At 64.5% G+C, this 13,682-nt stretch carries 13 protein-coding genes; 7 read left to right on the top strand and 6 right to left on the bottom strand.

Annotated elements, in window-relative coordinates:
• The first annotated feature begins 37 nt into the window (after window positions 1-37).
• From hisIE to OUZ49_RS09320, 6 genes are all read left to right on the top strand, one after another.
• Window positions 38-670, top strand: coding sequence for a bifunctional phosphoribosyl-AMP cyclohydrolase/phosphoribosyl-ATP diphosphatase HisIE (gene hisIE, locus OUZ49_RS09345; protein ID WP_266150100.1), 633 nt, complete (start codon window positions 38-40; stop codon window positions 668-670).
• Between the two features lie 315 nt (window positions 671-985).
• Window positions 986-2,389: an FAD/NAD(P)-binding protein gene (locus tag OUZ49_RS09340; protein ID WP_266150099.1), complete on the top strand. Its 1,404-nt coding sequence runs from the start codon at window positions 986-988 to the stop codon at window positions 2,387-2,389.
• A 120-nt stretch (window positions 2,390-2,509) separates the two neighbouring features.
• Window positions 2,510-3,511: a sulfate ABC transporter substrate-binding protein gene (locus OUZ49_RS09335; RefSeq protein ID WP_266150098.1), complete on the top strand. Its 1,002-nt coding sequence runs from the start codon at window positions 2,510-2,512 to the stop codon at window positions 3,509-3,511.
• Window positions 3,512-3,516: 5 nt separating this feature from the next.
• Entirely contained in the window at window positions 3,517-4,341 is an 825-nt protein-coding gene (cysT, locus tag OUZ49_RS09330; protein ID WP_266150096.1) for a sulfate ABC transporter permease subunit CysT, read from the top strand.
• Window positions 4,338-5,201 (top strand): sulfate ABC transporter permease subunit CysW, encoded by an 864-nt coding sequence (gene cysW / locus OUZ49_RS09325; RefSeq protein WP_266150094.1) that lies wholly within the window; start codon window positions 4,338-4,340, stop codon window positions 5,199-5,201. The genes cysT and cysW overlap by 4 nt, the downstream gene beginning before the upstream one ends.
• A 9-nt stretch (window positions 5,202-5,210) precedes the next feature.
• Window positions 5,211-6,329: a sulfate/molybdate ABC transporter ATP-binding protein gene (locus OUZ49_RS09320; RefSeq protein ID WP_266150092.1), complete on the top strand. Its 1,119-nt coding sequence runs from the start codon at window positions 5,211-5,213 to the stop codon at window positions 6,327-6,329.
• A 5-nt stretch (window positions 6,330-6,334) separates the two neighbouring features.
• On the opposite strand, the gene OUZ49_RS09315 is transcribed toward OUZ49_RS09320, so the two are convergent.
• The 4 genes from OUZ49_RS09315 to OUZ49_RS09300 form a co-directional block, all read right to left on the bottom strand.
• Window positions 6,335-7,378, bottom strand: a complete 1,044-nt coding sequence (locus OUZ49_RS09315) for a C13 family peptidase (RefSeq protein ID WP_266150091.1) — start codon at window positions 7,376-7,378, stop codon at window positions 6,335-6,337.
• A 20-nt stretch (window positions 7,379-7,398) separates the two neighbouring features.
• Window positions 7,399-8,085, bottom strand: coding sequence for an acireductone synthase (gene mtnC / locus OUZ49_RS09310; RefSeq protein WP_266150090.1), 687 nt, complete (start codon window positions 8,083-8,085; stop codon window positions 7,399-7,401).
• A 79-nt stretch (window positions 8,086-8,164) separates the two neighbouring features.
• Window positions 8,165-8,722: a 1,2-dihydroxy-3-keto-5-methylthiopentene dioxygenase gene (locus OUZ49_RS09305; protein ID WP_266150089.1), complete on the bottom strand. Its 558-nt coding sequence runs from the start codon at window positions 8,720-8,722 to the stop codon at window positions 8,165-8,167.
• Entirely contained in the window at window positions 8,719-9,366 is a 648-nt protein-coding gene (locus OUZ49_RS09300; RefSeq protein WP_266150088.1) for a methylthioribulose 1-phosphate dehydratase, read from the bottom strand. Before OUZ49_RS09300 ends, OUZ49_RS09305 begins: the two co-directional genes overlap by 4 nt.
• 167 nt (window positions 9,367-9,533) lie before the next feature.
• Here OUZ49_RS09300 and OUZ49_RS09295 point away from each other — a divergent pair, with 167 nt between their 5' ends.
• The gene (locus OUZ49_RS09295) at window positions 9,534-9,866 is read left to right on the top strand and encodes a high-potential iron-sulfur protein (protein WP_266150087.1); all 333 of its coding nucleotides are present in this window, start codon (window positions 9,534-9,536) and stop codon (window positions 9,864-9,866) included.
• A gap of 469 nt (window positions 9,867-10,335) precedes the next feature.
• Here the strand turns inward: OUZ49_RS09295 and OUZ49_RS09290 are convergent, their stop codons facing one another.
• Both OUZ49_RS09290 and OUZ49_RS09285 read right to left on the bottom strand, forming a co-directional pair.
• Complete coding sequence (locus OUZ49_RS09290) at window positions 10,336-11,781, bottom strand: amino acid permease (RefSeq protein WP_266150086.1); 1,446 nt, start codon at window positions 11,779-11,781, stop codon at window positions 10,336-10,338.
• 95 nt (window positions 11,782-11,876) lie between these two features.
• The gene (locus OUZ49_RS09285) at window positions 11,877-13,427 is read right to left on the bottom strand and encodes an APC family permease (RefSeq protein ID WP_266150085.1); all 1,551 of its coding nucleotides are present in this window, start codon (window positions 13,425-13,427) and stop codon (window positions 11,877-11,879) included.
• Window positions 13,428-13,682: the final 255 nt, after the last annotated feature.

Genomic DNA, 13,682 nt, shown 5'->3' with positions numbered 1-13,682 from the left:
CCGCGCGTCACCCGTTCTTCCTCACGAGGAAATGCCGATGGACCCGATCAACTTCGACCCCGCCCAGCTCGATTGGGCCAAAGGCGATGGCCTGCTGCCTGTCGTCGTCCAGCACTGGCTGAGCGGCGAAGTGCTGATGCTTGGCTATATGAATGCGCAGGCATTGACGACCACGCTGGCGACGGGGCGCGTCACATTCTTCAGTCGCAGCAAGCAGCGCTTGTGGACCAAGGGGGAGACTTCCGGCCATGTGCTGGTGCTGAAGTCCGTGCGCGCCGACTGCGATGCCGACACCGTGCTGGTGCTCGCCGAGCCGCATGGACCGACCTGCCACAAAGGCACCAGCAGCTGTTTTGGCGACGACGTGACGCCGCCGCTGGGATTCCTGGCCCAACTCGATGCACTGGTCGCGCGCCGCCATGCCGAACGCCCGTCGGGCAGCTACACGACCAGGCTGTTTGAAGGCGGCATTCGCCGCATGGCTCAGAAGGTAGGTGAAGAAGGGGTGGAGACCGCACTTGCCGCGGTCGCGCAGGACGATGCCGCCTTGCTTGGCGAATCCGCCGATCTGATCTTTCACCTGCTTGTGACGCTGCGCGCCCGCGGACTGGGCCTGGGCGATGTCGCCGCCGTGCTGGCCGAGCGCCACGCGGAGCGGGCGGCGTCATAACCTTCAGGGCATGTCGGTCCTGCTAGCGACGACGAATGGCTAGCGCCGCCTTAACAGGGACTGTGTTTGATTCTGCATCAGGCACAGTCACGCGTCGGGGTAGCGTCATGCGGGTCGCATCGGCCCGTTTCGTACTGGTACGCGCGCACCAGGTTCGCGGGCGCCAGGTCGTGAGTGCCCTCCCAGGCGTTGGGTGCGTCGTCCGTTGTTGCGGTATGAATCCCTCTTTCAGCTGAGCAGTCCTGCACGGCGTGGAGCAAGCGAGCTGCCTTCGCAGACCGCGCGACTCCGCGTCCGCGACACGAGGAACGTTGTATGGCAGATATCGCTGTGATTGGTGGTGGTGCCGCGGGAGCGGCGGCTTTCGGCGAGTTGCTGGCGCAATGCCATGGCGGCACGGTGCACTGGATCGTTGGCCCGGAAACACCAGGGCGTGGCGTGGCCTATGCCACCCGCGACGACCGGCACCTGCTCAACGTGCGGGCGTCGAGCATGGGCATCTTCCTGGAGCAGGGCGAGGAATTCATCCAGCACGCCTCGCGGCAGCTTGGGCAAGTGAAGGGCACCGATTTTCTGCCGCGGCGATTGTTCGGGGATTTCATCCAGGCCCAGGTCGGCGCACGCATCGATGCCGCGCGCAAGGCAGGGCGCAGTTTCAGGATTCACCCGGAGAGTGCGAGCGAGATCCTGCGCCGCACCGAAGGGGGTTATGCGGTGCGCATCCGTGCGGATCGATGGCTCGAAGTCAGCCAGGTCGTGCTTGCGGTCGGTGCGCTTGCGCAGCGACCTCTACGGACGGTATCGCGGGCGGCGTTGTCCAGCGGTGCGTATGAACTCGATCCCTGGCGACTGGAGCGCCATGCGAAGGCGCCGCGCCGGGTACTGGTGATCGGTACGGGATTGACCGCGGTGGACACCTTGCTGTCGGCGTCGATGCAATGGCCAAACGCCGAGCTCGTTGCCGTATCGCGGCATGGACTGTTGCCATGTACGCATGCGCCCTTGCCGTTGGCGTCCTGTCCGCGGCAGCAGGAACTCAACCAGGCCTTGCTTGCGTGCGATGGTGTGGCGCCCATGCTGCGCCTCGTGCGCAAGGCCATGGAGGACGTGCCAGACGTCGACTGGCGCAGCGTGATCGACGGCATGCGCCCGATCAATGCCTTGCTGTGGCAGGGCTTGAGCAACGATCAGCGGCGGCAGTTCCTGCGGCACGCGCGCTGGATCTGGGAGGCCTCGCGGCATCGCATGGCGCCCGCATCGGGCCAGCTCGTGCAGCAACTGCAGGAGGAAGGGCGCCTGCAGGTCCATGCCGCCCGCGTGCTTGGGGTGGAGGGATCAGCGCCGTTGCAGGTCGCCTTGCGCGAGCGCGCGACGCAACTGGTCAGCACCTTGGAGGCCGACCTGGTGATACAGGCGACGGGACTGGACACGGCGGTTGCCTACGGCGCCCACGATCTGCTGGCGCAGCTGCTGCGCGATGGGCTGGCCGTTGCCGACCCGCTTCAGCTCGGCGTGCTCGCCACGGGCGATGGGCAACTGCTTGGCGCCTCCGGCGAGCCGCAACAAGGTTTGTATGCGATCGGTTCGCTGTTGCGGGGAAATCTGTGGGAGTGTACGGCGATGCCCGAGATAAGAATCGCCGCCCATCGCCTTGCGGCACAGTTTTCCGCGCAGCGCGCGGCTGCGCAAGAAAGCGTGGGCGACAGCCACAACGGCTGATGCCGGTGGCTGGCGGGATGACCTCGCTCAAGGCGCCGACATGAGGTCATGCCATATTGCGATTTCGCCTCGTCGAGGCCCGACGGTAATCTGGCTGTTCGTTCATCCGCAGGAGGCGTCATGAAGAAATTCTTCACCGTGTTGTTGCTCGCCGCAGGCATGCTGGTGAGCGCGGCTGCGGCAGCCAGGGATGTCACCCTGCTCAACGTGTCCTACGATCCCACGCGCGAACTCTATCGTCAGATCAACAGCGCCTTCGTCGCGCAGTGGAAAGCGCAGCATGGCGACAATGTCACGATCCAGATGTCGCATGGTGGCTCGGGCAAGCAGGCGCGCTCGGTGGTGGACGGCTTGCCGGCGGATATCGTCACGCTGGCCCTGGCCTACGATATCGACGCCATCGCCGATCGTGGCCTGATCGCCAAGGACTGGCAGCAACGGCTGCCGAACAACGCGTCGCCGTATACGTCCACGATTGTCTTTCTGGTGCGCAAGGGTAACCCCAAGGGCATCAAGGACTGGGCGGACCTGGTCCGGCCCGGGGTGCAGGTGATCACCCCGAATCCGAAATCGTCCGGTGGCGCGCGCTGGAATTTCCTGGCCGCCTGGGGCTATGCGCTCAAGCAACCCGGTGGCAGCGACGCCACCGCAAGGGCGTTCGTGCACGATCTCTACAAGCATGTGCCGGTGCTCGATACCGGTGCGCGTGGCGCCACCAACACCTTTGTCCAGCGCGGCATCGGCGACGTGTTGATTGCCTGGGAAGACGAGGCGCTGCTCGCGCGCAAGCAGGTGGGCGGAGACGCCATCCAGATCGTGGTGCCATCGATCACCATCCTGGCCGAGCCGCCGGTCGCCGTGGTCGACAAGAATGTGGACAAGCGCGATTCGCGTGCGGTGGCCGAGGCCTACGCCCAGTTCCTGTATTCGCCGCAAGGGCAGGAGATCGCCGCCAGGAATTTCTATCGCCCCCGTTCGGCGGATGTGGCGAAGCAATACGCCAGTCAATTTCCGGCGACTCAAACCTTCACCATCCAGGAAGTGTTTGGCGACTGGCGTCAGGCGCAGAAGAAATTCTTCGACGAAGGCGCCATCTTCGACCAGATCGGCACGGGAAACTAAGCGCCATGCGGCACCGGGTTCTTCCTGGGTTCGGCATCAGCCTCGGCTATGCGCTGGCATACCTGGGGCTGATCGTGTTGCTGCCGCTGGCGGCGCTGGGCTGGAAGGCGTCGGGCATCGGCATCGCGGGCTTGACCCATCTGCTCGGCGCGCCGCGCACGCTGGCGGCGCTGCGCCTGAGTATCGGCGGCGCCTTGCTGGCGGCATTGTTCAATGTGGTGATCGGATTGCTGGTGGGCTGGGTGCTGGTGCGTTATCGCTTTCCCGGGCGGCGGCTGTTTGATGCGCTGGTCGACCTGCCGTTTGCCTTGCCCACTGCGGTGGCGGGCATTGCGCTGAGCACGCTGTACGCGCCGAACGGCTGGCTCGGCCAGTGGCTGGAACCGCTGGGCATCAAGGTGGCCTATACGCCGCTCGGCGTCTTCGTGGCGATGGTGTTCGTCGGCTTTCCGTTCGTCGTGCGGACCCTGCAGCCGGTGCTGGCGTCGCTGGAACGTGACGTGGAAGAGGCCGCGGAGAGCCTTGGCGCCCAGCGCTGGCAGACGTTTTTCCGGGTCATCCTGCCGATGTTGGCGCCGACCCTGTTGACCGGCTTTGCGCTGGCCCTGGCGCGGGCGATGGGCGAGTATGGCTCGGTGATTTTCATTGCCGGCAATCTACCGATGCACTCGGAAATTGCGCCGCTGTTGATCGTGCAGAAGCTTGAACAGTTCGATTACGCGGGAGCCGCCGCGCTCGGCGCGGTGATGCTGCTGCTGTCGTTTGCGCTGCTGGTGATGGTGTCGCTGCTGCAGCGCTGGAGCGGCCGCTGGGCGGAGCGCACGCGATGACGGCGCCCTTGCGTTCCCGTCCCGTCGGCTGGCCGCGGCGTCTTGCGCACGGCGGCTTGATCCTGGTCGCGCTGGTCTTTCTGGTGCTGTTCCTGCTACTGCCGTTGGCGACGGTTTTCGTGGAGGCGTTTCGCCAGGGCATCGCCGCCTATGTGGTTGCGATCAAACAGCCGGAGGCGCTGGCGGCGATTCGGCTGACCCTGATCGTGGCGGCCATCGCCGTACCGCTCAACCTGATCTTCGGCATTGCGGCGGCCTGGGCGATGACGCGTTTCGAATTTCGCGGCAAGGCGCTGTTGGGTGCCTTGATCGACCTGCCGTTCTCCGTCTCGCCGGTGATCTCGGGCCTGGTCTACGTGCTGCTGTTCGGCGCGCAAGGCTGGTTCGGGCCGTGGCTCGATGCCCATGGCGTGAAGATCATCTTCGCCGTGCCGGGATTGGTGCTGGCGACCATCTTCGTTACCTTGCCCTTCGTCGCCCGCGAATTGATACCGCTGATGCAGGCGCAAGGAAGCGAAGAGGAGCAGGCGGCGCGCGTGCTTGGCGCGAGCGGTTGGCAGATGTTCTTTCGCGTGACCTTGCCCAATATCCGCTGGGCGCTGCTGTATGGCGTGCTGCTGTGCAATGCGCGTGCAATGGGTGAGTTCGGCGCCGTCTCCGTGGTGTCGGGCCATATCCGTGGCCTCACCACCACCATGCCGTTGGAAGTGGAGATGCGCTATAACGAATACGACTACGTGGGTGCGTTTGCCGTGGCTTCGCTGTTGGCCCTGCTGGCGCTGATCACGCTGGCAGCCAAGACCTTGCTGGAGTGGCGCTATGGCGACGAAATTGCCGCGCACGCGCCCGGCGGTCACTGAGGACAACCGATGCCGCTGCAACTGTCCCATCTGAACCGCCGTTTCACCGAGTTTGCGGCGTTGAACGACGTCAGCCTGACGATTGCGCCCGGTGAGTTTCTGGCCCTGCTCGGCCCCTCGGGCTCGGGCAAGACGACCCTGCTGCGCATTCTGGCTGGCCTGGACTACCCGGACAGCGGTACGGTCTTCAACGGCGAGGAGGACTTCCTCGCCACCCCGGCGAGGCAGCGCCGGATCGGCATGGTGTTCCAGCACTATGCGTTGTTTCGCCATCTCACGGTCACCGAGAACATCGCGTTTGGCTTGCGCGTACGCTCATGGCGGTCGCGCCCGTCGCGCGCCGACATACGCGGTCGGGTAGAGCGCCTGCTCAAGCGCGTGCAACTGGAGGATTTTGGCGGCCGCTACCCGTCGCAGTTGTCGGGTGGTCAGCGCCAGCGCGTCGCGTTGGCGCGCGCCCTGGCCGTGGAGCCGGACTTGCTGCTGCTGGACGAACCGTTTGGCGCGCTGGACGCCCAGGTGCGAGTGACGTTGCGGCGCTGGCTGCGTGAGTTGCACGAAGAGCTGCAGCTCACCACGGTCTTCGTCACCCACGACCAGGAAGAGGCGCTCGAACTGGCCGACCGCGTGGCGGTGATGAACCACGGACGCATCGAGCAGGTGGGGGCGCCGGAAATCATCTATCAGCAGCCGGCCACGCCGTTCGTGTGCGAGTTCATCGGCAAGGTCAATCGATTCACGGTGACGCGGAACGGCGAGGGCTTCGCTGCCGGTGGCTGGACACCGGATGGTGACCCGTGGGAGGGACGATTTGCCGAGGCGCAGGCGTATGTGCGGCCCGAACAATTACGTGTGGCGGTCGCTCCGTCGCAGCCCGCATGGGAGGCCCGCTTGCGTCATATCTACCTGGCGGGCAGCGTGGCCCACCTCGATCTGCACGTGCCCGCCCTGGACCAGGCGCTGGAAGCCGACGTAGCCAGCGAGGATCTATCCCGCCTTGGACTGCATGCAGGCATGGAGCTACGGGTAGCGCCGCGCAGCGCCGTGCTGTTTCCGCGTGACGCGAGCGGCGCGACGATCAGTGAAGAGCGCTGGCTCTGGCACGCAGCGCACCGCGTGCACGCCTGATCGGATCAGTGCGGCGCGCTCGGGCCCGCCGGCGGTGCTGACGACGGCGCCGGCTTGAACGCCACGGCAGGACCCGGCGTGATGTGCTTGCGCCATAGCGCCAGTTGATCGGCGATGCCGGCACCGACGTCCATCTGTGGTTCGGAGGGAGTGAGCTTGTCCTTCTGTTCCCATTGCGCAATTTCACCGGCGGCCTGCTTGAACGCCTCCATGAAATCCGGGGTTCGATTCAGCGCATCGACCAGCCAGGCGCGACCGAAATAGGTGATGTCCGAATCGGAGCCGCAACCAAACGAGCTGCGATCGGCGCGCGCCGCGGTGAGCACGAGCGTGCCAGGGCCGTGCAGGGTCGGTACGAAACCGCCGGAATAGCAGGCATTGACCACGACCACTTTCCACTTGAAGGGACGCTTCTTCAGAATATCGCCCAGGTCCGGCGCCGCGATCTGGTCCAGCGGCAATGGGTCCATGTCGACCAGCAGGCTGTGGTCTTCACCGCCGTGCGTCGTGAGGTAAACCAGCAGGATGTCCTCATCCGGCTTCATCACGTCGGCGAGGCCGTCCAGCGCAGCCTCCAGGTTGCTCCAGCTGGCCAGCGGGTGCTTCTCCAGCGAATTCGGATTGTTTTCCAACACCAGCACATGGGTGCCAGCACCGAAGCGCTCCGGGAAAAGCTTGGCGGCGTACTCGGCTTCGTTGCGGAACACGTCCTCGCCACCGTCGGCGCCGAAGGCCAGCACGTAAAGATTGGGGCGGCCAGCGACGCGCGGCCCCAGGCGCGCCAGCGCCTTTTGCAGCATGTCGTGCTGGCCATAGATCACCTGCTCCGGCGATGGCGCCTTGCTTGGCCAGTTGTCGGTGGCGTCGGCGGCGTCGCTGCCGTCATCACCGGCCGCTGTGGTGGTGGCGGGAGCGGGCGCGGAGCGCACTGCGGTGACGGTACTGTTACCGTCGGCCGGCTTGGCGGGGGCGGGCGCATGGTGCGCAATCCCCAGCATGAGCAAGACCCCGGCAGCGAAGGCGAGCAGGGCGGTGAGTGCGGTACGCATGGCAGAGGCTCGCGCGGAGGTCAGAGGACGATGGCGTCGAAGTCAGCATAAGCGGGATGGCGCGGCATGTCGGGTATCGCCAGGGGAGCGCGCAGCAGCCAGCCCGTGCGCAAGCCGGCAGCCCTGGCGGCATCAAGCTCTTCCACGATGTCGGAGAGAAACAGGATATGCCCGGGCTGCTCGCCGATGGCCGCGGCGATCTTCTCGTACGAGGCCTGTTCTCGCTTGGGACCGGTTTCGGTGTCGAAGTAACCGGACAGCAGGGGGCTCAGGTCACCGGCCTCGCTGTAGCGGAAGAACAGCTTCTGCGCCGGCACCGAGCCGGAGGAGTAGATGTAGAGGTGAAGGCCGTCGGCACGCCAGGCATGCAGTTTTGCGCCAACTTCCGGATACATGTGGGCGCGAAAATCACCGCCTTCGTAGCCGTCCTTCCAGATCATCCCTTGCAGCGCCTTCAGCGCCGTGGACTTGCGGTCCTGGTCGATCCAGCCCAGCAGCAATTCGATCACCTCCTGCCGGGGCGCCTCGACGATGCCTGCCTCCTTGGCGGCCTCGTGCAGCCAGTGCTGCACTTCCGGCGTATCGCCATGGGTTTCCACGAACGCCGGCAGGCGCTTGTGCGCATACGGAAACAGCACGTCCTTGACGAAGCTGATCGAGCTGGTGGTGCCTTCGATATCGGTGAGGATGGCGCGGATAACGGTCATGCGGAGAACCAGGGAGCGGGGGCCACAAGCTTACCCGCCACCACGGTCGCCGCCTACCGTAGCGCCTGCGACGCAGGCCTCAGGCCGTGGCGTGCGGCGTCATGCGGGGGAACCGTTCGGCGATATCCTCGCCGGTGAACTGGGCCACCCAGCCGTCCTTGTTGGTGAACAGCCGGATCGCCACGAAATACGGCGATTCGCTCATGTCGAACCAGTGGCGGGTGCCATCCGGCACGCCGATCAGGTCGCCCTGCTCGCACAGGATGTCGTAGACCTTGCCTTCCAGATGGAGCGTGAACTGGCCGGCGCCCGCCACGAAGAAGCGCACTTCGTCCTCGCTATGGGTGTGCTCGCTGAGGAACTTCTGACGCAGGGTGGCGCGATCCGGGTGGTCCGGCTTGAGGCTGATCACATCGACCGCCTGGTAGCCTTCCTCCGCCATCAGGCGATCGATATCCGCGCGATACGCCGCAATAACCTCGTCCTGGCTGGCGCCCGGGGCGATCGGCTGGCTGGCTTCCCATTGTTCGAAGCGCACGCCGACCTTGGCCAGCTCGTGGGCGATGTCCGCGTGATCGGTATGTACCGACAAGGGCGCTTGCGGCTGGGTGTCGTTGAAGATGCGCAGGCGGCTCATACGGAATGACTCCTCAGGTCCATTTCGCAGCCAAGCAGGAATTCCAGCGCTTCCAGATGGCGGCGTGTCTCGGCCATGTCGCGACCCCAGGTATAGATCCCGTGGCCGTTGATCAGATAAGCGTGCAGCGGTCGGCCACTGTCCAGCCAGGCATCGACCTGCGCCACCAGTTCAGGCATGTGCTGCGTGTTGGGGAATACCGGAATCGCCAGCTCGCTGTCATGCGTGGTCTGGCCGGCGATGGCCTTCTGCAATTCCCAGCCCGCCAGCGTCACCACACCCTCGTGGGCGAACAGGCGGGAAGCGACGCTCTGCGTGCGCGAATGGGTATGCAGTACGACGTTCATCTCCGGCCAGCGGCGATAAATCTGCGTATGCAGGTCGGTTTCCGCACTGGGTCGCGCCGAGGTGCCAACGGCCTGGCCCTGCATGTCGATCAGCATGATGTCGTCACGACCGAGGCGACCCTTGTCGCGGCCCGAAATCGTGATGGCCGCGTGATCGTCGTCGATGCGCATGGAGAAGTTGCTGCTGGTCGCCGGGGTCCAGCCGGCAGCGGCGAGCTCGCGCGCAGCGTCGGCGATGGCATCGGCGCGCTGGGCAAACAGCTCGGGCGAAATGGTGGCGGGAAGAACCTGGCTCATGGCGAATGGACGTCCAAATGAAGGGGCACTATAACACGGCTGTTTTGTGCGGTGCGGCGAAAATGCGATTCGTTCTCACGATGCTTTTTTTGAGCGAGTAGCATTCGGGTGAGATCCGCCGCAGGCGTGGTGGATTAAGGGTGTTTCACTTGACGGAGAGTTCAGCCATGTCGCATGAAAAAGATATCGAATCGCGTCGTCGTTTTCTCAAGGCTGCTGCAGGGACTGCTGCCGCTGCCGTCGTGATCGGTGGCCTGCCGCGTTTCGCACGCGCTGCCGACTTGCCGCACCTGTCTGATACGGATCCGACAGCCAAGGCACTCGGTTACGTCGAGGATGCCAGCAAGAGCACCGATCCCAAGCGCAAGCCCGGCGACACCTGTGCCAACTGCCAGTTCTTCACCGGCGGCCCCACCGGTTTCGGTCCGTGCCAACTGTTCCCGGGCAAGTCCGTCAGTGCCAACGGTTGGTGCGTCTCGCACGCCGTCAAGAAAGCCTGATCGTTCGCTGCGCGTTGGAGCTTTGCAAGGCCGGCCTTGGTGCCGGCCTTTGCTTTTTCTGATGCCGTCACCGACGCGTGCAGCTTCGCGCGAATGCGCGAGGCTTTTTGAATTCACTGAAGGGCAACTCCAACCGAAGAACTCGGTGAGTAGAAGATGCTGCCCAGACGCGTCAGGCCGAGGAGCTGACCCGCCTGACGCGCCGGGCGGCAATCCGGGGCCCACTGCCAAGTGATATACCCACGGAGCACAGATGATACTCCCGGCCAGCGGTCTTGGGGCCTCCACGGCCAAAAAAATTATCGAAAAAGTCTCGTTAAATTAAATAAATACAATGAGTTACAGTAGTATTCGAGACTTTGCATCACGAATCACCACGCCAGGCTGACTATTCATCCCTTGGGACCTGAACAGCCCGTTCCCTGACGTTCGAAGGAATTGCCCGCCGTTGGCGGGCAATGAGCCTTGGTTACGGATTCAGCTGGGCGCGCAACCGGCTGTGGCGCATGCCGTAGCCGAAATAGATCGCGAAGCCGCCCACCGTCCAGGCGATCATCAGGACCCAGTTGAACCAGTCCATGAAGTACAGCAGGGCCAGACAGCTGAGCACGCCGGCCGGGCAGATGACCCATGCCCACGGCACGCGGAAGCCGCGATGCAGCTCGGGGGCCGTATAGCGCAGGACCAGCACGCCCGTGCACACCGCGACGAAGGCGATCAGGGTGCCCATCGAGGTGAGATCGGCCAGCAGGTCGAGCGGGAAGATGGCCGCGAGCAGGGCGATGCCGGTGCCGGTGATCAGCGTATTGATATGCGGCGTGCGATGACGGGGATGGATGCGACCGAACACAGGCGGCAACAGCCCGTCACGCGACATCACCATGAATATGCGCGGCTGCGCGATGATCATCACCAGGATCACCGACGACAGGCCAATCAGCGCGCCGATCTCGACGATCCAGCGCAGCCAACCGAGTTCAGGATGCACGCGGATCGCCGTGACCACCGGCTCGCTGGTGCCCAGCTGGGTGTAGGAGATAAGGCCCGTCAACACCGCCGCCATGGCCAGATAGAGCACGGTGCAGATCACCAGCGACACCAGGGTGCCGAACGGCAAGTCCTTTTGGGGATTCTTGCACTCCTGCGCTGCCGTCGAAGTGGCCTCGAAACCGATATAGGCAAAGAACACCATGGCCGCGCCGCGCATGATGCCGGACCAGCCATATTTGCCGGCCCCTTCGGCCGGCGGGATGAACGGATGCCAGTTGGCCGGATCGACGTAGCGGTAGCCAGCCACCACCACCACGATGATCAGGCCGACCTTGAGCGCCACCATCAGCACGTTGAGGCCGGACGATTCGCGAATGCCGACGTAGCACAACCAGGTCAGTGCGGCCACGATGGCGACCGCAGGCAGGTTGAACAGGTGTCCGGTGGCGACGAGATGCCCATTGGTATAGGCCAGCGGCGCTTCGGTCAGCGTCTGCGGCAGATGGATGCCGATATTGTCCAGCAGGCTGGTGAAATAACCCGTCCAGCTAGCTGCTACCGCGGAAGCCGAGATGCCGTACTCGAGCACCATGTTCCAGCCGATGAACCAGGCGACCATTTCGCCCAGCGTGGCGTAGGCGTAGGAATAGGAGCTGCCCGAAATCGGAATCAAGGTGGCGAATTCGGCATAGCACAGCGCGGTGAAGCCGCTGCAGATCGCCGCCAGGATGAACGAGATCAGCACGGCAGGGCCCGCATGCTCGGCGGCTGCCTGGCCCGTCACGACGAAGATGCCGGTGCCGATCACGGCGCCGATACCCAGTGCGGTAACCCCCCATTTGCCTAGCGTGCGTCGCAGCGCTGGGCCGTGGGAGTCGTCGGCATCCGAGAAGTCGGTCTTACGGGCGAGTAACTGCTTCAGCATGCGTCAACCTGGCGAAACATTGCGGCGGGAGCGCGGCGCGGTGCCGCGGGACATCAAAGCGAGAGGGCCGGCGCGAGGCCGGCCCTTCTGCAAAATCAGGCGTTCTGCTTGCGCAATTTGCTATGCGCGTAGCCATAGCCGAAGTAGATCAGCATGCCGATCGTGGTCCAGCCGAGCATCAGCGGCCAGTTGGCCTGGAACGACTGCCAGAACAGATACAGGCAGATCACCGAGCCAAGCACGCTGACCACCCAGATGCCGGGGACGCGGAACGTGCGCGGCAGGTCCGGTCGCGTATAGCGCAGGATCAGCACGCCCAGGCATACGGTGGTAAAGGCCAGCAGGGTACCCATCGAGACCAGTTCGCCGAGGATGCTTACCGGGAACAGGCCGGCCAGCACCAGGGCGGCGACGCCGGCGATGATGGTGGCGACGTGCGGGGTGCGGTGCTTGGCATGCACCTTCGAGATGGTCGGCGGCAGCAGGCCATCCTTCGCCATGCTGAAGAAGATGCGCGAGGTGCCCAGCAACATCACCAGGATCACCGAGCTCAGGCCGGCCAGCGCGCCGAAGGAGACGATCGCCTTCAGCCAGTTGAGCTCCGGGTGGATGCTCAGCGCCGTGGCGACCGGTTCGGGCGTGCCCAGCATGCGGTAGGGCGCGATGCCGGTGAGGGTCAAGGCCATCGCGATATACAGCACGGTGCAGATGAACAGCGAACCGAGGATGCCGATGGGCATGTCGCGCTGCGGGTTCTTCGCCTCGCCTGCCGCCGTCGACACCGCGTCGAAGCCAACGTACGAGAAGAACACCAGCACGGCAGCACGGAAGATGCCGCTGGTGCCGAAACGGCCCGGACCCTCCGCCGGCGGAATGAACGGATGCCAGTTTTCCGGATTGATGAAGCGGAACGCGAACACCAGGAACAGCAGGATCACCACCACCTTGATCGCCACGATGATCGAATTGACAAAGGTCGATTGGGTGATGCCGCGATAGCACAGCATCGTCAGCGCGGTCACGATGAGGATGGCCGGCAGGTTGATGATGGTATTGGTGCTGACCAGGTAGAAATGCTCGGAGAACTTGGCCAGGATCTGCTGGCCGGCCATCAGGTGGTTGATCTGGCTGCTATCCATGAACGCCAGCGGCGCGGACGCCAGGCTTGGGGGTAGCGACAACGACAGGCCGGTCCAATGACTGAGGATGGACAGGCATTCGTTGAAATAGCCCGACCAGCCCGCCGCCACCGTGGCGACCGCGAACAAGTATTCGAGCACCAGGTTCCAGCCGATGAACCAGGCGACGATCTCGCCCAGGGTGGCATAGGAGTACGCGTAGGCGCTGCCGGAAACCGGAATCATCGCGGCGAATTCGGCGTAGCAGAGACCCGCGAAGGCGCAGGCGATGCCCGCGACGATGAAGCTGATGACCAGGGCCGGACCGGCGTGCTCTGCAGCAGCCTGACCTGTGATGACGAAGATACCGGCACCGATCACGGCGCCAATGCCCAGCATGATCAGGTGGCGCGCGGTCAGCACGCGCTTGAGGCTGGCTTCGCCTTGCAGGCTGTCGTGGGGCAGCTCGCCCGCATCGACGTGCGGCGACGCCTGAATCGGGTGCGTCGCGAACAGGTTTTTCAGCATATCTCTCCCCTACAGCCTTGTTTTCGTTCTTTACCGCATATAACCGTGCCAGATGTCACGGTTGGCTCGTCGCTACCCCGGCAACGACGGAGAACCATAGCCCAGCGGGGTGCGGGCGTACAAGTTGCACTGCGGGCAGGACGGGGCGCGCCTGCAGGGGCGCGGACGATCCCGCATGCGTGCCCGGCGCAATGTCTGAAATAATGTGCGGCCGCCGCCCGCCAAGGTGCGGCGCCGCAGGGGCCCGGGACATCA

Source organism: Dyella halodurans, assembly GCF_026283925.1.
Classification (GTDB): domain Bacteria; phylum Pseudomonadota; class Gammaproteobacteria; order Xanthomonadales; family Rhodanobacteraceae; genus Dyella; species Dyella halodurans.
Note: the sequence above shows the minus strand (reverse complement) of the source record. Positions and strands in the feature narration are given on the sequence as shown.

What these genes read in the sequence shown, in the direction of transcription:
- hisIE (WP_266150100.1), top strand. Translation starts at nt 38, where the DNA reads ATGGACCCGATCAACTTCGACCCCGCCCAGCTCGATTGGGCCAAAGGC.
- OUZ49_RS09340 (WP_266150099.1), top strand. Translation starts at nt 986, where the DNA reads ATGGCAGATATCGCTGTGATTGGTGGTGGTGCCGCGGGAGCGGCGGCT.
- OUZ49_RS09335 (WP_266150098.1), top strand. Translation starts at nt 2,510, where the DNA reads ATGAAGAAATTCTTCACCGTGTTGTTGCTCGCCGCAGGCATGCTGGTG.
- cysT (WP_266150096.1), top strand. Translation starts at nt 3,517, where the DNA reads ATGCGGCACCGGGTTCTTCCTGGGTTCGGCATCAGCCTCGGCTATGCG.
- cysW (WP_266150094.1), top strand. Translation starts at nt 4,338, where the DNA reads ATGACGGCGCCCTTGCGTTCCCGTCCCGTCGGCTGGCCGCGGCGTCTT.
- OUZ49_RS09320 (WP_266150092.1), top strand. Translation starts at nt 5,211, where the DNA reads ATGCCGCTGCAACTGTCCCATCTGAACCGCCGTTTCACCGAGTTTGCG.
- OUZ49_RS09315 (WP_266150091.1), bottom strand. Translation starts at nt 7,378, where the DNA reads ATGCGTACCGCACTCACCGCCCTGCTCGCCTTCGCTGCCGGGGTCTTG.
- mtnC (WP_266150090.1), bottom strand. Translation starts at nt 8,085, where the DNA reads ATGACCGTTATCCGCGCCATCCTCACCGATATCGAAGGCACCACCAGC.
- OUZ49_RS09305 (WP_266150089.1), bottom strand. Translation starts at nt 8,722, where the DNA reads ATGAGCCGCCTGCGCATCTTCAACGACACCCAGCCGCAAGCGCCCTTG.
- OUZ49_RS09300 (WP_266150088.1), bottom strand. Translation starts at nt 9,366, where the DNA reads ATGAGCCAGGTTCTTCCCGCCACCATTTCGCCCGAGCTGTTTGCCCAG.
- OUZ49_RS09295 (WP_266150087.1), top strand. Translation starts at nt 9,534, where the DNA reads ATGTCGCATGAAAAAGATATCGAATCGCGTCGTCGTTTTCTCAAGGCT.
- OUZ49_RS09290 (WP_266150086.1), bottom strand. Translation starts at nt 11,781, where the DNA reads ATGCTGAAGCAGTTACTCGCCCGTAAGACCGACTTCTCGGATGCCGAC.
- OUZ49_RS09285 (WP_266150085.1), bottom strand. Translation starts at nt 13,427, where the DNA reads ATGCTGAAAAACCTGTTCGCGACGCACCCGATTCAGGCGTCGCCGCAC.